Source organism: Rhizobium sp. AG855 (assembly GCF_003610655.1).
Classification (GTDB): Bacteria; Pseudomonadota; Alphaproteobacteria; order Rhizobiales; family Rhizobiaceae; genus Allorhizobium; species Allorhizobium wuzhouense.
This window is the reverse complement of sequence record NZ_RAQG01000004.1, coordinates 502570-521791: the sequence shown is the minus strand read 5'-3', so window position 1 is coordinate 521791 and position 19222 is coordinate 502570. Positions and strand designations below refer to the sequence as shown.

The following is a 19222-nucleotide window of genomic DNA, read 5'->3' as shown; positions in this document are numbered from 1 at the left end:
GTTAATCCGGACAGGGCCGCATGACATCCAGCACTGAATTCTCCCCGCCATCCGACGAGGCCGAACCGGCTCTGCGGACATCCAGGCTCAATCGCTATGCCCGCCCGCTCGCCGCCGTCGCTGCACTCTTCGTCTTTGCGGCCGTCGGTTACGCGATCTACAGGCTCACCGAAGAGGTCACCTATGCCGATGTGGTGAACGGCCTGCGCACAACGAGCCCCGGCTCGATTGCGCTTGCCATCCTCTTCACGGCACTCAGCTTCGCGACCCTCTGCCTCTACGATTTGAACGCGCTGGCTCATATCGGCCGCCGCCGCCCCTGGCCCGAAGTGGCCCTGACGGCCTTCAGCGCCTATGCCGTCGGCAATGTCGCAGGCTTCGGCGCGCTGTCCGGCGGCGCGATCCGCTACCGGGCCTATTCCCGTGCCGGTCTGTCCCCGGACGATATCGGCCGCATCATCGCCTTCGTCACGGTGTCTTTCTCCATCGGATTGGTGCTGGTGACAGCGCTGACGCTCCTCCCGGTCGCTGGCGAAATTGCCCCCTTGATCGGCCTGTCGCAGAACGTGCTCGTCGCGGGCGACATCGTGGTTCTGGTCGTGCTTGCGATCCTGCTGCTGATGGCGAGCGGTAATGGTGTGACAATCGGCGGACGGCGCCTGCGCCTGGCCGACAGCAAGACCATGTCGCGCCAGTTCATCGTCACCGTGCTTGATGTCGCCTTCTCGGCGTCCGTGCTCTACGCCCTGCTGCCGGCTGCCGCCGACATCAGCTGGCCAACCTTCTTTGCCATCTACGCGGTCGCCATCGGTATCGGTGTGATCAGCCACGTGCCGGCCGGCATCGGCGTCTTCGAGACGGTGATGGTCGCAGCTCTGGGCAGCCATCTCGGCACGGAGGCCGTGCTGGCCTCGCTCGTCGCCTATCGCCTGATCTACTATGTTCTGCCGCTGATCGTCGCGATCATCCTCGTCACGGTTGCCGAACTCCGGCAACTGGCCACAACGCCCTTCTCGGCAGGCGTTGCCCGAACGGCGGGGCGCCTTGCGCCGACGCTCCTGGCAACGCTGACCCTCCTCCTCGGAGTCATGCTGGTCCTGTCCAGCGTCACGCCGGCGCCGGATAGCAATCTTGATGCTCTGGCCGAGATCCTGCCACTCCCGGTCCTCGAAGGCGCCCACTTCCTTGCCAGCATTCTTGGCCTCATGCTCGTGATTGTCGCGCGCGGGCTTGCACAGCGGCTGGACGGTGCCTGGTGGGCGGCAGTTTTTGTGGCCGTGGCGGCACTCGTCCTGTCGCTCGCCAAGGCGGTCGCCGTCTACGAAGCCGGCATGCTGGCGCTTCTGCTGGTCGGCCTTGTCGCCAGCCGTCGCCTCTTCCAGCGTCCGGCCTCTCTGCTCCAGGCATTGAACTCGGCCTGGCTTCTCGCCGTCGGCGTCCTGCTCGTCGGCGCCATCGCCGTCTTGCTCTTCGTCTACCGCGACGTCGAATACAGCCACGATCTCTGGTGGCAGTTCGAGTTCTCCGCCGAAGCCCCCCGCTCTTTGCGCGCCGTGCTTGGTCTCACCATCTTCTCGATGGCCATCAGCCTGTTCAGCCTGCTGCGGCCGGCCACCTTCGCGGTACCGCCCGCCGGCGAAACGGATCTGGAAAAGGCCGTCGCCATCCTCGATATCAACGACATCGCCGACGCCAATCTCGTGCGCACCGGCGACAAGAGCGTGATGTTCTCGCCCGATGGCAAGGCCTTCCTGATGTATGCCCGCCAGGGCCGCTCTTTCATCGCTTTCCTCGATCCGACAGGCCCCAAGGCCTCGCGTGACGAACTCGTCTGGCAGTTCGTCGAAACCGCGCGCGCCACCGGGTGCCGGGCCGTGTTCTACCAGGCCTCGCCAGCCCTCCTGCCGGCCATCGCCGATGCCGGCATGAAGGCCTTCAAGCTCGGCGAACTCGCCATGGTCGATCTCCAGCACTTCGACCTGAAGGGTGGTCGCTGGGCAAGCCTGCGCCAGACCGCGACCCGCGGCGAGCGGGATGGCCTCTCCTTCGAGACCATCCCGGCAGACCAGGTCCCTGCCATCCTGGAAGACCTGCGGCGCGTCTCCGACAGCTGGCTCGACCACCACCGCGCCCGTGAAAAGGGCTTCTCGCTCGGCGCCTTCACCGATGCCTACATGAACGCCCAGCCGGTCGCGATCCTGCGCTGCGAAGGCCGCATCGTCGCCTTTGCCAATATCCTGCTCACGGCCACCAAGGAGGAGGCCTCGATCGACCTCATGCGCTTCTCGCCCGATGCGCCGAAAGGCTCGATGGATTTCCTCTTCGTCCGGCTTATGAGCGACCTGCGCGACCAGGGCTACCGCCATTTCAACCTCGGCATGGCCCCACTTTCCGGCATGTCCCGCCGGCAGGTCGCCCCCGTCTGGGACCGCATCGCCAACACCTTCTATGAACACGGCGAGCGCTTCTATAACTTCAAGGGACTGAGAGCCTTCAAGGCCAAGTTCCATCCCGAATGGCAGCCGCGTTACCTGGCGGTCGCCGGCGGTCTCAACCCTGTCCTCGCGCTTCTCGACGCGACGCTCCTGATCGGCGGTGGACTGAAAGGCGTGGTGAAAAAATGACGTCGATCCTTAAAGCCTTCGCGCTGATCCTGACGCTGTCGACGGCCTCGGTCGCTCTGGCCGACGACACCCCACCACTCGACACCGGCATGATCCCGGCACCCCTGACACTCCTGCCCGACGATACCCCGAAGGCTTTGGTGGTGCTGCTGTCGGACAAGCACGGCTGGCAGGATAGCGACCAGCAGCAGGCAGAACGGCTGCAACAGAACGGCGCCATCGTCGTCGGCATCGACACACCGAAATACCTGGCCTCCCTGGCAAAGGACACCGGCGACTGCATCTACACGGTCTCTGACATCGAGGAAATCGGCCATCAGCTGCAGCGCAAGGCCGGCAACTCGGCCTTCCTGCCGCCGATCATTGCGGGTCGGGGTCAGGGCGGCGCGCTGGCACTTGCGATCCTCGCCCAGACCCCGAAGGCCACCATCGGCCAGACCCTGGCACTTGACCCGGAAGCCGGCATCCCGGTCACCAAGGAGTTCTGCACGCCCGCCAACAAGACGCGCAGCGGCGACCGCATGGTCTACGGCCTGACCGATGGCGACCTGCCGGATCCGGCGACCGTTCTCTTGAGCCCGGCGGCTCCTGCCGATGGCCGCGATCACGTGACAAGCCTCGTCGCGGCCCATCCCGACATCGACCAGCGGGACGTGAAGGACGATGCCAATAAGGCCTATTCCGATGCAATCGATGAACTGATTGCCCTCGGCAACGCCACCGACACACCACTCGGCCTGCCACTCACCATCCTGGAAACTGCGCCAACCAGCGACACCATGGCCATCATCTATTCCGGCGATGGCGGCTGGCGCGACATCGACAGCGAAGTGGCGGCCAATCTCCAGGCAAGCGGCATTCCAGTCGTCGGCGTCGATTCGCTCCGCTACTTCTGGTCCGAGCGGACACCGGAACAAACCAGCGCCGATCTCGCCACCATCATGCGCACCTATCAGAAGCGCTGGAAGGTTCGGCACGTGCTGCTCGTCGGCTATTCCTTCGGCGCCGATGTCCTGCCGGCCGCCTATAACGGTCTCTCGGACAAACTCAAGGACCGCATCCCGCAGCTCAGCCTGCTCGCGCTCTCGCACCAGGTGGACTACGAGATTTCGGTCTCGGGCTGGCTCGGCGCAAATGACGGCAAGGGCGCCGGTGACCCGCTCACCGACATCAAACGCATCGACCCGACAAAGGTACAGTGTTTCTATGGTGCCGACGAAGAAGACGACGCCTGCCGTGATCTGGCCGGGACATCCGTGGAGACCATCCAGCTCGATGGCGGCCATCATTTCGACGGGGACTACCCGGCATTGGCCAAGAAAATCTCGGATGGGCTGGCCCGCCGGTTAAAGCCCTGAACGCGGCGAAAAGCAGACGCCTCATGAAATGACAAGGGCGGCCACGGGGCCTCCCCGGCCTGCGACCTCCCACACTCTTGACTTTGGGCGGCATCAGGACGACTTGGAGAACCAAGTGTCGCCAGGAGGTTTTTTCCGTCATGAGTGCAGACGCACGCACCACCATCGATCAGTCCGAGGTCGACCGCTTTTCCGCCATGGCGGCCGAGTGGTGGGATCCGACCGGCAAGTTCAAGCCGCTGCACAAGATCAATCCGGTACGCCTCGCCTATATCAGGGACATGGTATCGGCCCATTACGGCCGCGATCCAAAGGCCCATCGCCCGCTCGAAGGCCTGCGCATCCTCGATATCGGCTGTGGCGGCGGCCTTCTGTCAGAACCCGTCGCCCGCATGGGTGCAAGCGTGCTTGGCGCAGACGCTTCGGAAAAGAACATCAAGATCGCCATGACCCATTCGGCCCAGAGCGGCGTCGAGGTCGATTACCGCGCGGTCACCGCCGAAGCCCTGGCCGCCGCCGGCGAAACCTTCGACATCGTCCTCAACATGGAAGTGGTCGAACACGTCGCCGATGTCGAGTTCTTCCTGTCGAGCTGCGCCTCCATGGTCCGCCCCGGCGGCCTGATGCTGGTCTCCACCATCAACCGCACAATGAAGGCGGCCGCCCTTGCCATCGTCGGCGCCGAATATGTCCTGCGCTGGCTGCCGCGCGGCACGCACCAGTATGAGAAGCTGGTCCGCCCGGAAGAGATCGAAGGCCCGCTCGCCCTGAGCGGCATGGGCGTCGTCGAGATGAAGGGTGTCTTCTTCAATCCGCTGCAGAACCAGTGGAACCTCTCGTCCGACATCGACGTGAACTACATGGTGCTGGCAAGCCGCCCCGGAGTGGCGGCATGAGTTCCCCTGAGGCCGTCATCGAGTGCTGGCTGCGCCACGGTCCCGAAGCCTGGTTTTCGCGCAACGAAGCCTTGGATGCGGAGATCGAGGCTGACTATGCCGATCTCCATTTCCAGGCATCCCGTTGCGCCCTGAGCCATTGGGAAGAGACCCCGACTGGCACGCTCGCGCTGCTGCTTCTGCTCGACCAGTTCCCGCGCAATCTCTTCCGCGGTAGCGGCCATTCCTACGCCACCGATCCGCTCGCCCGGACCACGGCCCGCCTTGCGCTCGCCAAAGGCTTCGACAAGAAGGTCGAGCCAATCCTGCGCCCCTTCTTCTATCTGCCCTTCGAGCATTCGGAAGACATCGAGGACCAGCGCTACAGCGTGTCGCTGTTCGAAAAGCACCGGGACGAAACGGGGGACGCTGAGACGCTGAAATGGGCGGTCGTGCATCTGGACTTGATCGAACGCTTCGGCCGCTTCCCCCACAGAAACGCCGCCTTGGGGCGTGAGACGACAGCCGAGGAACAGGCCTATCTCGACAATGATGGCTTCAAGGGGTGAAGGTCAGACAGGCAGCTTGAGGACGGCGTCGAGAAGCGCGCCCTGAGCGGCCAAATTTTCCGCCGCCAATTGCTTGACCAAGGCGCGATCAATCTCGGCGGGCCGCCCATTCGGATCATAGGGTTCCTTGAAGGTGAAGCACTGCGGCCCGCTGCCGTTGTCGAAAAGCATTTCGAGCCGTTTTGCCCCTTCCTGCCAATCCGGCCTCCTGCCGGCAGGCACCCAGAACAGTACCATCGGCGGCCATTTCTGCACCACATTCCAGTGGCGCGCGTGCTTGATGGCATCGGCATGAACGCCGGTATAGGTAAAGGCCATCAAGCTCTCGAGGTCGTGCCAGAGCGAGAGCGACGACACCGCGGCACCGCCGGATTGCTCGGTCAGGAAGCGCGGAAAGATGAGCGGTCCCCAGCTCCGAGGTCCCGGGACGCCCTTGTAGCCGGACCGTGCGACAAACCCCGGTGCCCGCTCTGCCGCCGCAAAGTTCATCGGCTCTCTGAGAGCAAATCCCCGCACCGCAGCACTTTCGGCGGCATCGACATGGATGCCGAAATTGTAGATCGCAAGGTGATGGTCCGCCGACGTCAATTCGCCTCGTCCGGCAAGACCGGCAGCGGCGCGATCTCGATACCTTCCTCGATCAACGACTTCACCTCGACCGGCGAGGCCTGGCCGATGATACCGCGGGCTTCCGCCTCGCCGTAATGGATCTTGCGCGCCTCCTCGGGAAACTTCTCGCCGACATCCTCGCTGGAGGCGCGGATTTCCTGGATGGCTTCCTTCAGCTTGCTCATCGCCAGCTTTTGCGCTGCAGAAACGGCCAGCGCCTGCGTGCCTTCCTTCTGCCGCGCGGTTGTTACCGACGGCGCCATCAACACCTTCGACACCTCGCCCGATCCGCAGACGGGACAGGTCAGAAAGCCGCTTGCCTTCTGCCGGTCGAACTCGGCGCTTTCCGAAAACCAGCCTTCGAATTCATGGGCCTTTTCGCAGCTGAGGGAATAGCGGATCAAACCGTCACGCCTCCCTTGGCAAGCTGCGGCGCGATATCGAGCTGGAAGTCGCGGCCGTTCTTCAGGTTCGGGATTTTTGCACGGCAGGCCTTGACCGCTTCAAGATCAATATCTGCGATAACGACAGCCTCGCCCGACCCGCCGGCCGACGCCAAAACCTTGCCCCAGGGGCCGACGATCATCGAGTGCCCGAAAGTCTCGCGACCATCTTCATGCACGCCGGCCTGCGCCGCCGAAATTACATAGGCGCCGTTCTCAATGGCGCGCGCGCGCAGCAGGATCTCCCAATGCGCCTCGCCGGTCTGCTTGGTGAAGGCCGCCGGTGTCGTCAGGATCTCGGCACCGGCCATCGCCTCGGTCCGGAACAGGTGCGGAAACCGCACATCGTAACACACACCGAAGCCGAGCTTGGCAAACGGCAGATCCGCCACGACTGCCCGGTCGCCCGGCCGATAGACGGCGCTTTCCCGCCAGCTCTCGCCATTGTCGAGATCGACGTCGAACATGTGGATCTTGTCATAGGAGGTGATCTTCGCGCCATCAGGTCCGAACAGGAAGGCCCGGTTGGCGATCTTGCCATCGGCAAGCTTGATCGCGGTCGAGCCGACATGCAGGTGGATCTTCAGCTCTTTCGCCAGATCCGACGCTGCCTTGACGATCAGGTCGTTTTCCTCGTCGCGCAGAACAGCGGCGAGACCCGCGCGGTCCTTCTGCACGGCCCCGGTCATCTCCGGCGTCTGCACATAGATCGCGCCTTTGGCGGCCGCGTCGCGCACGAGGCGCGCCATGGCTTGCGCATTCTTCTCCGGATCGACCCCGGAACACATCTGGACGGCAGCGGCCTTGAACACCATGGGTCTCTGTTCCTTACAAAGCGAGAAGCGGATCGAGCTTGCCGGCCCGATCAAGCGCATGCAGGTCATCACAGCCACCGACATGCTGGCCATCGATGAAGATCTGCGGGAAGGTGTTGCGGCCGGACTTGGAGATCATCTCTTCGCGCAGCTCCGGCTTGCCGGTCGCGTCATGCTCGACATAGCTCACGCCCTTCTTGTCGAGCAGCGCCTTGGCGCTGGCGCAATAGCCGCAGAACTGACGCGTATAGACAATGACATCCGCCATGAAGAACTCCGCAGAAGATGGGCACGGGACTGTGCTGGAGAGGACCGGACCCCTCATATAGGCCCGGACAAAGCCCTTGCAAAGGTCAAAACAGTGACATCCGCAGCCCCTGCCTTTTTCAGGGCAGCGGTCGCGGCACCGACCGTCGCCCCGGTCGTATAGACGTCGTCGATCAGCACCAGACGCCGCCCGAACACCAGGTCTTCCCGCCCGTCCGGTACCACGAAGGCACCGCGCACGTTGAGCGCCCGCTGGTTGACTGTCAGCCCCACCTGTTGCTGCGTGCGCTTGCGCCTGACAAGCGCCTCGGCGAAAAACGGTTTCCCTGCCTGCCGCCCGACATGCCGCGCCAGCTCCGCCGACTGGTTGAACATCCGCCGGAACATCCGCATCCGGTGCAGCGGCACCGCAACGATGCCGTCAGCCGCCACGATCTCGGCTGATGCCGCCCGCACCATCCAGGCCGCCATCATCGGCGCGAGATCGGTCCGGTCGCGATATTTCAGCCCATGCACCAGATGCCGCGCCACCCCCTCATGCAGCGCAACGGACCGCAGCCGGTCGAAGACCGGCGGATGCGTGATCGCCTCGGGCGACAGCATGCCCTCGCCTGGATCATGCGCAAAGGGCAGGCCAAGCACCTCGCAGAACGGCCGCTCGATCAGCCGCAATGTCGACCAGCAGTCGCTGCACAGCGCATTGTGCGTCAGGGTCTGCACATGGCAATGCGCACAGGTCGGCGGATAAACCAGATGAAAAAGCCCGCGCAGCATCGTCCCGGAACGATCCAGGCTGACGAACAGCGATTTCTGCACTAAGTGAGCGAGCATGCGATGACTTTACGCCTGCCGGGGCAGAGAGCCAATCCGCGTCAGCCAGGGAAGACCGCCATGAATGAAATTTTCGACGAAGCTCTCATCGCCCGCAACCGCAGCCGCGCCTGGGCACAGAGAGCGCAAGGGGCCGATTTCCTGCTGGAGCTGACAGCGCGCGAACTGGCCGACCGCCTGTCCATCGTCGAACGGCGCTTCGACAAGGCGGTCGAACTCTTCGGCGGCACGGGGCTGACGGCAGAGGCGGCGCTTGCCACCGGCAAGATTGCAGATCTGGAACGTGTCGAAACCGATGCGGCCCTGCTGGCAGGCACAGCCGGAAGCGTGACCAATTTCGAGAGCGTCCCGCTCGCGCCCCAGTCGGTCAACCTGATCCTCTCGCCGCTCTCCCTGCATCTGACCAACGACACGCCCGGCATGCTGATCCAGATGCGCCGCGCCCTGAAGCCCGATGGCCTGCTGCTCGCCGCCATCCCGGGTGCCGGAACACTTGCCGAACTGCGCGATGTGCTGCTGGCGGCCGAAACCGAAATCTATGGCGGCGCCAGCCCCCGCGTCGTGCCCTTTGCCGACATCCGCGACATCGGTGCGCTCATGCAGCGATCGGGTTTCGCTCTGCCTGTCATCGATGAGGAGAGTTTTACGGTCCGCTACGACCACATCTTCGCGCTGATGCGCGATCTGAAAGCCATGGGCATGGGCAATCCGCTGATCGGCCGAAGCCGCCGCCCGGTCTCCCGCCGCTTCTTCATGCGCGCCGCCGAACTCTATGCCGAACGGCATGGCGATCCGGATGGCCGCATCCGTGCCACCTTCTCGATCGTCTTCGTTTCGGGCTGGGCGCCGCATGAAAGCCAGCAGAAGCCGCTGAAGCCTGGCTCCGCCAAGATGCGGCTTGCCGATGCGCTGAACCCGAACAGGTCAGTGCCATCAGCCAAGCAAAGTAAAGATTAACTCCAGGCGGCCGTGATCGTCGCCGTCACGGTTTCGAAGACGTTTTGCACACGCCCGCTCAGGACGCCGAAGCCGCTGATCAGGGCAACGCTCATGATTGCGGCAATCAATCCGTATTCGATCGCGGTCGCGCCGCTCTGGTCGGCGATCATCTGACGCAATAGACGCATGCGGTCTCCTGGCGATCGACCCGGAGCCTGCCGCGCAGCGCTCCCGGCACGGTGGTGGTTAACAGGCCTGGCCGGAAACATAACCGTCGATGATACAGACGGAGCCGGGCGTTTCCTGAAGCACGCTACGACGGATCGTGTAGCGCTTGCCGGGATCGCCCTTCGGGATGGAACCTGTGGTGATCATGTCGTAGTCATCAGGCTGGAAAGCCAGGGTCTTGCGGTCGGTCTTGGAAGCAAGCATCGGCGTCAGGACGAGCGAAAGGGCGATCGCAGCCGTGCCGAAAAGCAGGGCGATATTCAGAACACCGGTCCGGCCTGATTTGATCGAAGACCGCTCTCTTGACCGTGCGGCCTTCCAGAAATCCTCGTTTACCATGATACGCTCCACACACGTTTACGACGCATGAACAGAGCGTATATTGCGGTGCGGGGTATAAACTTTGTGTTAACGACGCCCGAAGAATTCGCGACCGCTCACAGAAGGTCCTGGAGAAACGGGATCAGCGGCTCGTCGGCCGGCGGCATCGGATAGTCGCGCAACGCCTTGGCTCGAACCCACTTGATCGCCTGGCCTTCGCGCCCTTGGGGAATCCCCTCGTAACGTCGGCAGATATAGAGCGGCATCAGCAGGTGAAAGCGCTCATAGGTGTGGCTGGCGAATGTGAGCGGCGCCAGGCACGCAACCTTGGTGACGATACCCAGCTCTTCGTTGAGTTCACGCACCAGCGTTTCCTCGGGCGTCTCGCCAGCCTCGACCTTGCCGCCGGGAAACTCCCACAATCCGGCCAGCGACTTGCCCTCGGGCCGTTGCGCCAGAAGAATGCGGTTGTCGGTATCGACAAGCGCGCAGGCGGCCACCAGCAGGATCGGCCTCTTCTCGTCGCTCATGCTCAAGCCTTCCGCCAATAGTGATAGCGATAGGCTTCGCTGAAACCCATCTTGGTATAGAGCGAAAGGGCCGCTTCGTTGTTCGCGACGACCTGCAGCCAGGCGGTGCGTGCACCGCGCATCCTGGCCCAGCGCAGCGCCGTGCTCAGGATCTCGACGCCCAGCCCCTGCCCACGCTTGTCGGAGCGCACCGCAAGCGACATGACCCCCGCGAGATCATTGTCCTGCACGCAGAGCGTCGCAGCCACGGGCCCACTCTCGGGGTCCTCGATGACAAAGAGGCCACTTGGCGGCTTGATGCTGGTAATGATCTCGGCCAGCGCCGGCTTCAAGGCAGGGTCCGTCCCATGCACGGCGATATCGGCATCGACGTAGCGACCGATGTCATGCGTCGGCAGATGATCCATGGTATCGGGAAGCTCGAGCGTCGTCAGATCGCAGGTCATCGTCACGACCTCCTCGAAGCACTCCCAGCCCTCCGCCGCCAGATGATCGATCAATTGCTTCGGCGACAGGGGTGTCTGCCGGATCATCAGCGGCCGCCCATGCGCCTCGAACCGCCGCTTGGCCTTCTCGATCCGCAACGGGATGTCGCGATGGTCGGACGGATCGAGCGCAACAACACAGTTCAGCCGCTTCGACGGATGGCTCCCCGTCAGCCGCACCTGCCAGCTGCCGTCATAGACCACGCTGCTCGCCGGCCAGGCGCGAAAGCCGACGGCTTCCAGGCGCCGCACCAGCGGCAGGTTCGGATCGGAAACGTTTACCTGCATTCCGGCCATCAGCTCCGGTAATCGCCGTTGATGGCGACATATTCCTTGGTCAGGTCACAGGTCCAGACGGTCGCCGTGCCCGAGCCCAACCCGATATCGACGGTCACAGGAATGTCTTCCTTCTCCATTACCGCCGTGGTTGCAGCCTCGGAATAATCCGGGTCCCGCTCGCCATTGACGGCAACGCGCACGTCGCCGAACCAGATCGCCAGCCGGTCGCGGTCCGCCATCTCGCCGGACTTGCCGACGGCCATGACGATACGGCCCCAGTTTGCGTCCTCACCGGCAACCGCCGTCTTGACCAGCGGCGAATTGGCAATCGACAGCGCGATCTTCTTCGCCGCCAGATCGCTCTCCGCCCCCTTGACGGTGATCTCCACCATCTTGCGCGCACCTTCGCCGTCGCGGACCACCTGCAACGCCAGATCCTTGAGCAGATCGTTCAGCGCCTGCCGGAACTCACCAAGACGCGCATCATCCGCGTTTTCGACGGTCGCCTGGCCATCAGCCGCTGCAGCGCCCGTCGCAAACAGCAGCAGCGTGTCGGAGGTCGAGGTATCACTGTCGACGGTGATCGAATTGAAGCTCGGCTCGACGCCGGCCGAAAGCAGCGCCTGCAGGGCAGACGAGGAAATGGCGGCATCGGTGACAACGAAGGACAGCATGGTCGCCATGTCGGGCGCGATCATGCCGGCCCCCTTGGCGATCCCGTTGATCGTGACCGTCACGCCGTCAATCTGAGCCGAACGCGTCGCAACCTTCGGATAGGTATCCGTCGTCATGATTGCCTTGGCCGCTTCCAGCCAGAAATCGCCCTTGGCATCCGTGGCCATCTGGTCCAGCACGCCGGCAAACTTGGTGGCATCCAGCGGCTCGCCGATCACGCCGGTCGAAGCCAGATAGATCTCGTTCTCGCCGCAGCTGAGTGCGGATGCCGCAGACTTTGCCGTGAGGTCCGTCGCAGCCTTTCCCTTGATGCCGGTAAAGGCATTGGCATTGCCGGAATTCACCACCACGCCACGGGCAACCCCATGGCCGAGATTCTGCCGGCAGAAATCCACAGGCGCCGAAGGGCACTTCGACTTGGTGAAGACGCCTGCGACCGTAGCCGGCGTATCGAAAGCCATCAGCAGCACATCGGTGCGGTTCTTGTACTTGATACCCGCTGCCGCCGTCGCCATCCGCACACCGCGGATGACAGGCATGTCGGCATAGGATTTCGGAGCGAGCGGAGAAATGCTGGAAGACATGGTGCCTGGCCTGTAATGGAAGGCCCGCAAACTGCGGGCCTTTTTCTAAAGATAATGTATCGAAGGCGGCAGCAGCTTACTGCTGCTGTTCCTGCTTGTTCGCCTCTTCATAACCCTTGCGCAGGGTTTCGTCGACGATCTCGACCTTCTGTTCGGTCTTGGCCTTCTCGATCAGGGCAAGATACTTGTCACGCATGACGAGCTGACGAACCTGCTGCTCGACGGCTTCGAATGCCGGCGGAGCGGCTTCGCGCTTGTCTTCGAGCAGGATCACGTGGAAGCCGAACTGGGTCTTGACCGGGGTCTTGGTGTAGGCACCCTTTTCGAGAGCAAAGGCTGCTTCTTCGAATTCCGGAACCATGCGGCCCTTGGTGAAGTAGCCGAGATCGCCGCCTTCCGACTTGTTCGGGTCGGTGGACTTTTCCTTGGCCAGATCAACGAAGCTCTTGCCGGCGTCGAGTTCGGCGATGATCGCCTTGGCTTCCTCTTCCGTCTTCACCAGGATGTGGCGGGCGCGGATCTCTTCCTGCTTCGGAAGGGCTGCCACTTCCTTGTCGTAGCGCGCCTTGACCTCTTCGGTGGTGACGGCATCGACCACGTTCTTCTTGAAGAAGGCGTTGTGCAGTTCGCGCTCGGCGATGTAGGCCATGCGACGCTGATAGTCCGGATCATCCTTCAGACCGGCAGCCTCGGCATTGGCCGCCAGCAGCTTCACGTCGATGGCGCCGGACAGGGCGGCAACCTTTTTCTGCTCATCGGGCAGCTGGGCAAGCTGCGGGTCCAGATTGGCGATGGCGAGGTCGAGCTCGGACTGCTTGATCTCCAGGGAGCCGACCTTGGCGACCACGGCATCGTCAGCAGCGACGACACCCTGGAAGGCGATGAGCGATACGCAGGCGGCAAGCACGAATTTATTGAGGCGAAGCATGAAAGACCTTTCGGATGGTGAACCGTTTGAAGACCGTTCGAATCAGGCAAAAAATTGTCAGACGCCCGACAAATGCAGGTCTTTCCAATCGCCCTGCGCCGTTGACATCATTCGACCCCCCTCTTATCTGTCACGCAACCTCGCGTCCAGAGTAGTTTCGGGACGCATTGCGCCTATTCCTCTGTGCTCATAAGGGCCGGAAGTGTGGGTCAACGTTATGACGAAGGTCAGAAAGGACCATCGATATGGTCAGTCTTGGTGGACTTGCGCGAAAGATTTTCGGCTCGTCAAACGAACGCCGGGTTCGCTCCTATCAGCCTCAGGTGGCCGCAATCGCCGCCCTCGAGGAGAAGATGAAGGCGCTCTCCGACGAAGAACTGGCAGCAAAGACGGTGGAATTCCGTGCTCAGCTCGCCGCCGGCAAGACGCTTGACGACATCCTTGTTCCGGCCTTCGCCGTGGCCCGTGAAGGCTCCCGCCGCGCGCTCGGCATGCGTCCTTTTGACGTACAGCTGATCGGCGCGATGATCCTCAACGACAACTCCATCGCCGAAATGAAGACGGGCGAAGGCAAGACGCTGGTCGCCACACTGGCCGTCTACCTCAACGCGCTCGCCGGCAAGGGCGTGCATGTCGTGACCGTCAACGACTACCTCGCCCGCCGCGACGCCGCCACCATGGCCAAGATGTACGGTTTCCTCGGCCTGACCACCGGCGTCATCGTCCATGGCCTGTCCGACGACGAACGCCGCGCAGCCTATGCCTGCGACATCACCTACGCGACCAACAACGAACTCGGCTTCGACTATCTGCGCGACAACATGAAGTACGAGCGCGCCCAGATGGTGCAGCGTGGCCATAACTTCGCGATCGTCGACGAAGTGGACTCGATCCTCGTCGACGAAGCCCGCACGCCGCTGATCATCTCCGGCCCGCTCGACGACCGTTCGGAACTCTACAACACCATCGACGCCTTCATCCCGGTTCTGTCGGAAGAAGACTACGAGATCGACGAGAAGCAGCGCTCGGCCAACTTCTCCGAGGTCGGCACCGAAAAGCTCGAAAACCTTCTGCGCGCAGCCGGCCTGCTCAAGGGCGAAAGCCTTTATGACGTGGAGAACGTCGCGATCGTCCACCACATCAACAACGCACTGAAGGCCCACAAGCTCTTCCAGCGCGACAAGGACTACATCGTCCGCAACGACGAAATCGTCATCATCGACGAATTCACTGGCCGCATGATGCCGGGTCGCCGTTATTCGGAAGGCCAGCACCAGGCGCTCGAAGCCAAGGAAAAGGTCCAGATCCAGCCCGAGAACCAGACGCTCGCCTCGATCACCTTCCAGAACTACTTCCGCATGTACAAGAAGCTGGCCGGCATGACCGGGACGGCGGCAACGGAAGCCGAAGAATTCGCCAATATCTACGGCCTCGAAGTGGTCGAAGTCCCGACCAACCTGCCGATCAAGCGTATCGACGAGGACGACGAGGTCTACCGGACCTTCGAAGAAAAGTTCAAGGCGATCATCGAAGAGATCAAGGCCGCCAACGAGCGCAACCAGCCGGTTCTCGTCGGCACCACCTCGATCGAAAAGTCCGAACTGCTCGCCACCATGCTCAGCCAGTCCGGCTTCAAGGACTTCAAGGTCCTGAACGCCCGCTACCACGAGCAGGAAGCCTATATCGTCTCCCAGGCCGGTGTGCCCGGTGCCGTCACGATCGCCACCAACATGGCCGGTCGCGGTACCGACATCCAGCTCGGCGGCAACCTCGAAATGCGCCTCGAGCATGAACTGGCCGAAATAGAGCCGGGTCCGGAGCGCGATGCCAAGGCCGAAGCCATCAAGGCTGAAATCGCCGCCCTGAAGCAGAAGTCGCTCGAAGCCGGCGGCCTCTATGTCATCGCCACCGAACGCCACGAAAGCCGCCGCATCGACAACCAGCTGCGCGGCCGCTCCGGCCGTCAGGGCGACCCCGGCCGCTCGAAGTTCTACCTGTCGCTCCAGGACGACCTGATGCGCATCTTCGGCTCCGACCGCATGGACGGCATGCTGCAGAAGCTCGGCCTGAAGGATGGCGAAGCCATCGTTCACCCCTGGATCAACAAGGCACTCGAACGCGCCCAGAAGAAGGTCGAAGCCCGCAACTTCGACATCCGCAAGAACCTCTTGAAGTATGACGACGTCATCAACGACCAGCGCAAGGTCATCTTCGAGCAGCGCATCGAGCTGATGGATGCGCCTGACGTATCCGCGACCGTGACCGACATGCGCCACGAAGTCATCGAGACCATGGTCGGCATCCATATCCCCGAAACGGCTTATGTCGAGCAGTGGGACGTCGCCGGCCTGAAGCAGAAGGTCGCCGTGACCCTCAACCTCGACCTGCCGATCGAGGCCTGGGCGGCCGAAGAAGGCATCGCCGAGGACGACATCTACAACCGCATCATGGAAGCCGCCGACAAGGCCTATGCCGACAAGGCAGAGCGCTTCGGCGCCGAGCTGATGGCCTATGTCGAGCGCTCCGTCGTCCTGCAGACCATCGACAACCTGTGGCGCGAGCACATCGTCAACCTCGACCATCTGCGCTCGGTCGTCGGCTTCCGCGGCTATGCCCAGCGCGATCCATTGCAGGAATACAAGGCCGAAGCCTTCGAACTCTTCCAGGCCCTGCTCGCCAACCTGCGCGACGCCGTGACCACGCAGATGTCGCGTGTGGAGCTGGTCCGTGAAGCCCCGCCTGCCCCGACCCCGCCGCCGGTCATGGAAGGCCACCACCTTGATGCCACCACCGGCGAGGACGACTTTGCCGAAGGCGCCCAGGTTCCGCCGCAGGACCGTAATCCGCAGGATCCCACGACCTGGGGCACCGTCGGTCGCAACGAGGCCTGCCCCTGTGGTTCCGGCAAGAAGTACAAGCACTGCCACGGCGCCTTCGAAAGCGCCTGATCGAGAAAGGCCGTTTCAACGGTTTCAACCCGATTTCGGAACGCCCGTGCCTGCCAGCGCGGGCGTTTCGCATTTGAGATGGGTGACGAAACGAGGCCTGAGCGGGAAAGGGCCTCGGCGCCCTCAGCGGCCACGTGATCTCCCGCTTGATGGTTTCTAAACCTTTACCTGCAAGAGTGCCGCCCGAGATCGGGGCGACTGGCTCTCCAGTGCGGTCCCCTACGGGAGCGAAGCCATGTCAGGTATGGCGGAACGCGAGCATCACTGGGATTCCCTGCGGGCGCTTCTGATGCTGCTCGGCATCCCCTATCACGCGGCCATGGCCTACAACACGCGGGTTCTCTGGGATGTGCAGTCGCTCGACAAAAGCGAGACCCTGACCTTTCTCAGCGGCTTCCTCGTCACCTTCCGTATGCCGGCTTTCTTCATGGTCGCCGGCTATTTCGCCGCCATGCTGCTCGCCCGTCGCCCGCCTTTGCAGTGGCTGCGTGGCCGTTTCGTCCGCCTCGGCGTCCCCTTCCTCACCGGCCTCGTCCTGCTCGCTCCGCCGCAACTCTTTTTCGTCGACCTGAAGGATGCCCTGAACGGCGCCCTGTCCATGCCTCAGGCCATGCACCAGGCAGCTTACGACGTCACCCATCCGGGCTTCGGCTGGATCATGCATCTTTGGTTCCTGCCCGCACTTCTGGCCTATAGCACGCTGGTTGCACTCGCCCTGGCATTGGTCCAGGCAAACGGCTCAATCCGGCATCTTCGCCAGGCAGGAGGCGCTTTGGCCCAGCGCCGCATGCTTCTTCTTCCGGCAGTCCTCGCCTTCGCCATGACCTGGGAAATCGCGATCGCCCTGTCGCATTCCTATTTCCTCGCAAAGCCATCGGGCCTTGCCTTCCTGCTGGCCCATGGGGTCGATCCCTATCTGCGATATCTGCCCTTCTTTCTGCTGGGCGTCGCCCTGCGCGCCGTGCCGGAACTGCGTCCGACCCTCGTCTGGCAGGGTGGCTGGATCTTGCCTCTCACCGCAACGGCTGCCGCCATCGCCGCCTCCCTGCTTCGGGGCAGAACGGGTCTGGTCCTCGAAATCCTCTACAATGCCGCCGACGGGCTCGCCGCCATCCTGATGAGCGCCGTTCTGATCGGCTGTACCAGCCGCTTCTGGAACCGGCCGAACCGCTCGGTCGACCGCATTGTCGATGCCTCCTTCACCATCTACCTCCTGCATCATCCGCTGATCTATGCCCTGGTCACGCTCTTTCTGCTGGCCCCCTGGCCACCCGTGCTGGAGTTCGCGATCGTCTGCCTGCTGACACTCAGCCTGTCCTACGGTGCGCACAGGATTCTGCGCAAAAGTCGCCTGGCACTCTTCCTGTTCAACGGCCTCCCGCTGCGGCCCGGAACCACCACGACGGCATCGGCTACCCCCGTTGAGGGCACACTTCGTTAACCCTGATGTGTCAACACTCAGATCACGCCCGTCCCTGTGAGAAGTATTGCGTTTGTCACGATGACTGTTCTGGAAGCAGCGGAGAAATGGTTGCCCGCAGGTCAGGTTCTGGCCCGCGCGCTCCGTGCTGAAGACGACCAGTCCCGTGCCCGGCTGATGGCCATGGTCGCCTTCGCCATCCGCATCTTCAGCGCCGCCATAGCCTTCGTCTCGCAGATCATCCAGGCCCGCCTGATGGGCGAGTTCGAATATGGCATCTTCGTCTTCGTCTGGGTGCTGGTCGTGCTCGCCGGCAATTTCTCCTGCCTCGGTTTCCCCACCGCTCTCATCCGCTTCCTGCCGCAATACGATCTCGATAAGGCCGAAGCGGAGATCCGCGGCCTGACCATGACCGCCCGCGTCTTTGCCATGCTGAGCGCCAGCACCTTCGTGCTCATCGGTCTGGCTGCCCTGCATGTCTTCGGCGACAAGATCGAGGCCTACTACCTCGTCCCCCTCTTCCTCGCCCTTTTCGCCCTGCCGATGATTGCGCTCGGCGACGTGCTCGACGGCACCGCACGTGCCAATCGCTGGCCGGTGGTGGCCATGAGCCCGACCTACATCATCCGTCCGACGCTGATCCTCGTCTTCATGCTGACGGCCGTTAGCCTCGGCGCGCCGGCAACGGCCACCACAGCCCTCCAGGCCGCTCTGGCTGCCACTTACGTCACCACGCTCGGCCAGTTTCTCACCATCGACCGCCGCCTGGTGCGCCGCTACGAAAAGGGTGCGCGAAAGATCGATTTCCTTGCCTGGTTCCGGGTCGCCTTTCCGATCTTCCTGATTGAAGGTTTCGGCTTCCTGCTGACCAATTCCGATGTCATCGTCGTCGGTTTTTACCTTCCCCCCGATCAGGTCGCCGTCTATTTCGCAGCCGCCAAGACCATGGCGCTCGTCCAGTTCGTCTTCTTCGCCGTCAAGGCTGGCGCCACGCCGCGCTTCTCCGCCCTGATGGCGGAAGGCGACCGGACGGGGCTCGCGGCCTTTGCCGGCACGGCCGCCCGCTGGACCTTCTGGCCCTCTCTTGCTGTTGGCGCGGTCGTGCTTCTATCAGGAGAGTTCCTGCTCGCCATGTTCGGTCCCGCCTTCACGGCCGGTTACATGCTGATGGTCATCCTCTTTGCCGGCAACATGGCGAAAGCCATGGTGGGCCCGGCTGAAATGTTGCTCACCATGGCCGGACGGCAGAAACTCTGCGTCGGGGTCTATTTCCTGGCACTCGCCACGAATATCGGCCTCAACGTGACGCTGATACCCCATCTCGGCCTCGCCGGCGCCGCAACGGCCACGGCATCGGCCATGGCCGTCGAAGCCCTGCTGCTGCACCTCGCCGTGCGTCGCGCCCTCGGCGTCGTCGTCTTTGCCTTCGCCGACCCGCTCGCCCTGATGCGCAGGATGGAGGCGAAAGCCGCATGACCGATCGCGTTTACACAG

The 19222-nt window shown here is 63.0% G+C and carries 19 protein-coding genes; 8 read left to right on the top strand and 11 right to left on the bottom strand.

All coding sequences use genetic code 11. The features are described from left to right. Window positions 1-20 precede the first annotated feature (20 nt). From mprF to DFO46_RS19245, 4 genes are all read left to right on the top strand, one after another. The gene (gene mprF / locus DFO46_RS19260) at window positions 21-2624 is read left to right on the top strand and encodes a bifunctional lysylphosphatidylglycerol flippase/synthetase MprF (RefSeq protein WP_120278600.1); all 2604 of its coding nucleotides are present in this window, start codon (window positions 21-23) and stop codon (window positions 2622-2624) included. Then, window positions 2621-3982 carry an AcvB/VirJ family lysyl-phosphatidylglycerol hydrolase gene (locus DFO46_RS19255; protein WP_120278599.1) on the top strand — a complete coding sequence of 454 codons (1362 nt, stop codon included), beginning with the start codon at window positions 2621-2623 and terminating at the stop codon, window positions 3980-3982. The genes mprF and DFO46_RS19255 overlap by 4 nt, the downstream gene beginning before the upstream one ends. Window positions 3983-4122: 140 nt before the next feature. Further along, window positions 4123-4878 (top strand): bifunctional 2-polyprenyl-6-hydroxyphenol methylase/3-demethylubiquinol 3-O-methyltransferase UbiG, encoded by a 756-nt coding sequence (gene ubiG / locus DFO46_RS19250; protein WP_120278598.1) that lies wholly within the window; start codon window positions 4123-4125, stop codon window positions 4876-4878. Continuing rightward, window positions 4875-5426 carry a DUF924 family protein gene (locus DFO46_RS19245; protein ID WP_120278597.1) on the top strand — a complete coding sequence of 184 codons (552 nt, stop codon included), beginning with the start codon at window positions 4875-4877 and terminating at the stop codon, window positions 5424-5426. Before ubiG ends, DFO46_RS19245 begins: the two co-directional genes overlap by 4 nt. 3 nt (window positions 5427-5429) lie before the next feature. On the opposite strand, the gene DFO46_RS19240 is transcribed toward DFO46_RS19245, so the two are convergent. Genes DFO46_RS19240 through DFO46_RS19220 form a run of 5 tightly spaced genes read right to left on the bottom strand, consistent with a single transcriptional unit; the run spans window position 5430 to window position 8334 of the window. Continuing rightward, a complete protein-coding gene (locus DFO46_RS19240) occupies window positions 5430-6014 on the bottom strand; it encodes a DUF3291 domain-containing protein (RefSeq protein WP_120278596.1) in 585 nt (194 codons plus the stop codon). Further along, on the bottom strand, window positions 6011-6439 hold the full coding sequence (locus DFO46_RS19235) for a DUF1178 family protein (RefSeq protein ID WP_120278595.1): 429 nt from the start codon (window positions 6437-6439) through the stop codon (window positions 6011-6013). Before DFO46_RS19235 ends, DFO46_RS19240 begins: the two co-directional genes overlap by 4 nt. Further along, window positions 6436-7293 carry a carbon-nitrogen hydrolase family protein gene (locus DFO46_RS19230; RefSeq protein ID WP_120278594.1) on the bottom strand — a complete coding sequence of 286 codons (858 nt, stop codon included), beginning with the start codon at window positions 7291-7293 and terminating at the stop codon, window positions 6436-6438. The genes DFO46_RS19235 and DFO46_RS19230 overlap by 4 nt, the downstream gene beginning before the upstream one ends. 13 nt (window positions 7294-7306) lie before the next feature. Continuing rightward, window positions 7307-7561 carry a glutaredoxin 3 gene (grxC, locus tag DFO46_RS19225; RefSeq protein ID WP_120278593.1) on the bottom strand — a complete coding sequence of 85 codons (255 nt, stop codon included), beginning with the start codon at window positions 7559-7561 and terminating at the stop codon, window positions 7307-7309. Between the two features lie 53 nt (window positions 7562-7614). Then, complete coding sequence (locus DFO46_RS19220) at window positions 7615-8334, bottom strand: ComF family protein (RefSeq protein ID WP_245422656.1); 720 nt, start codon at window positions 8332-8334, stop codon at window positions 7615-7617. A gap of 117 nt (window positions 8335-8451) precedes the next feature. Between DFO46_RS19220 and DFO46_RS19215 the strand changes: the two genes are divergently transcribed. Then, window positions 8452-9348 carry a methyltransferase domain-containing protein gene (locus tag DFO46_RS19215; protein WP_120278591.1) on the top strand — a complete coding sequence of 299 codons (897 nt, stop codon included), beginning with the start codon at window positions 8452-8454 and terminating at the stop codon, window positions 9346-9348. Here the strand turns inward: DFO46_RS19215 and DFO46_RS19210 are convergent. The 6 genes from DFO46_RS19210 to DFO46_RS19185 form a co-directional block, all read right to left on the bottom strand. Continuing rightward, on the bottom strand, window positions 9345-9518 hold the full coding sequence (locus tag DFO46_RS19210) for a Flp family type IVb pilin (protein WP_120278590.1): 174 nt from the start codon (window positions 9516-9518) through the stop codon (window positions 9345-9347). The two genes, DFO46_RS19215 and DFO46_RS19210, sit on opposite strands and share 4 nt — an antisense overlap. A 58-nt stretch (window positions 9519-9576) precedes the next feature. Beyond that, complete coding sequence (locus tag DFO46_RS19205) at window positions 9577-9897, bottom strand: hypothetical protein (protein ID WP_120278589.1); 321 nt, start codon at window positions 9895-9897, stop codon at window positions 9577-9579. A 98-nt stretch (window positions 9898-9995) separates the two neighbouring features. After that, window positions 9996-10409 (bottom strand): 8-oxo-dGTP diphosphatase MutT, encoded by a 414-nt coding sequence (gene mutT / locus DFO46_RS19200; protein WP_120278588.1) that lies wholly within the window; start codon window positions 10407-10409, stop codon window positions 9996-9998. Window positions 10410-10411: 2 nt separating this feature from the next. Then, on the bottom strand, window positions 10412-11182 hold the full coding sequence (locus tag DFO46_RS19195) for a GNAT family N-acetyltransferase (RefSeq protein WP_110791434.1): 771 nt from the start codon (window positions 11180-11182) through the stop codon (window positions 10412-10414). Between the two features lie 8 nt (window positions 11183-11190). After that, window positions 11191-12432, bottom strand: coding sequence for a bifunctional glutamate N-acetyltransferase/amino-acid acetyltransferase ArgJ (gene argJ, locus DFO46_RS19190; protein WP_120278587.1), 1242 nt, complete (start codon window positions 12430-12432; stop codon window positions 11191-11193). Between the two features lie 76 nt (window positions 12433-12508). Beyond that, on the bottom strand, window positions 12509-13360 hold the full coding sequence (locus DFO46_RS19185) for a peptidylprolyl isomerase (RefSeq protein WP_110791052.1): 852 nt from the start codon (window positions 13358-13360) through the stop codon (window positions 12509-12511). A gap of 245 nt (window positions 13361-13605) precedes the next feature. On the opposite strand from DFO46_RS19185, the gene secA reads away from it, so the two are divergent. The 3 genes from secA to DFO46_RS19170 all read left to right on the top strand — a co-directional run bounded on the left by secA (window position 13606) and on the right by DFO46_RS19170 (window position 19204). Next, entirely contained in the window at window positions 13606-16308 is a 2703-nt protein-coding gene (secA, locus tag DFO46_RS19180) for a preprotein translocase subunit SecA (RefSeq protein ID WP_120278586.1), read from the top strand. A gap of 235 nt (window positions 16309-16543) precedes the next feature. Beyond that, a complete protein-coding gene (locus DFO46_RS19175; protein ID WP_120278585.1) occupies window positions 16544-17749 on the top strand; it encodes an acyltransferase family protein in 1206 nt (401 codons plus the stop codon). A gap of 60 nt (window positions 17750-17809) precedes the next feature. Further along, window positions 17810-19204, top strand: a complete 1395-nt coding sequence (locus DFO46_RS19170) for a lipopolysaccharide biosynthesis protein (protein WP_110791055.1) — start codon at window positions 17810-17812, stop codon at window positions 19202-19204. Window positions 19205-19222: the final 18 nt, after the last annotated feature.

What these genes read in the sequence shown, in the direction of transcription:
- mprF (WP_120278600.1), top strand. Translation starts at nt 21, where the DNA reads ATGACATCCAGCACTGAATTCTCCCCGCCATCCGACGAGGCCGAACCG.
- DFO46_RS19255 (WP_120278599.1), top strand. Translation starts at nt 2,621, where the DNA reads ATGACGTCGATCCTTAAAGCCTTCGCGCTGATCCTGACGCTGTCGACG.
- ubiG (WP_120278598.1), top strand. Translation starts at nt 4,123, where the DNA reads ATGAGTGCAGACGCACGCACCACCATCGATCAGTCCGAGGTCGACCGC.
- DFO46_RS19245 (WP_120278597.1), top strand. Translation starts at nt 4,875, where the DNA reads ATGAGTTCCCCTGAGGCCGTCATCGAGTGCTGGCTGCGCCACGGTCCC.
- DFO46_RS19230 (WP_120278594.1), bottom strand. Translation starts at nt 7,293, where the DNA reads ATGGTGTTCAAGGCCGCTGCCGTCCAGATGTGTTCCGGGGTCGATCCG.
- grxC (WP_120278593.1), bottom strand. Translation starts at nt 7,561, where the DNA reads ATGGCGGATGTCATTGTCTATACGCGTCAGTTCTGCGGCTATTGCGCC.
- DFO46_RS19220 (WP_245422656.1), bottom strand. Translation starts at nt 8,334, where the DNA reads ATGCTGCGCGGGCTTTTTCATCTGGTTTATCCGCCGACCTGTGCGCAT.
- DFO46_RS19215 (WP_120278591.1), top strand. Translation starts at nt 8,452, where the DNA reads ATGAATGAAATTTTCGACGAAGCTCTCATCGCCCGCAACCGCAGCCGC.
- DFO46_RS19210 (WP_120278590.1), bottom strand. Translation starts at nt 9,518, where the DNA reads ATGCGTCTATTGCGTCAGATGATCGCCGACCAGAGCGGCGCGACCGCG.
- DFO46_RS19205 (WP_120278589.1), bottom strand. Translation starts at nt 9,897, where the DNA reads ATGGTAAACGAGGATTTCTGGAAGGCCGCACGGTCAAGAGAGCGGTCT.
- mutT (WP_120278588.1), bottom strand. Translation starts at nt 10,409, where the DNA reads ATGAGCGACGAGAAGAGGCCGATCCTGCTGGTGGCCGCCTGCGCGCTT.
- DFO46_RS19195 (WP_110791434.1), bottom strand. Translation starts at nt 11,182, where the DNA reads ATGCAGGTAAACGTTTCCGATCCGAACCTGCCGCTGGTGCGGCGCCTG.
- argJ (WP_120278587.1), bottom strand. Translation starts at nt 12,432, where the DNA reads ATGTCTTCCAGCATTTCTCCGCTCGCTCCGAAATCCTATGCCGACATG.
- DFO46_RS19185 (WP_110791052.1), bottom strand. Translation starts at nt 13,360, where the DNA reads ATGCTTCGCCTCAATAAATTCGTGCTTGCCGCCTGCGTATCGCTCATC.
- secA (WP_120278586.1), top strand. Translation starts at nt 13,606, where the DNA reads ATGGTCAGTCTTGGTGGACTTGCGCGAAAGATTTTCGGCTCGTCAAAC.
- DFO46_RS19175 (WP_120278585.1), top strand. Translation starts at nt 16,544, where the DNA reads ATGTCAGGTATGGCGGAACGCGAGCATCACTGGGATTCCCTGCGGGCG.
- DFO46_RS19170 (WP_110791055.1), top strand. Translation starts at nt 17,810, where the DNA reads ATGACTGTTCTGGAAGCAGCGGAGAAATGGTTGCCCGCAGGTCAGGTT.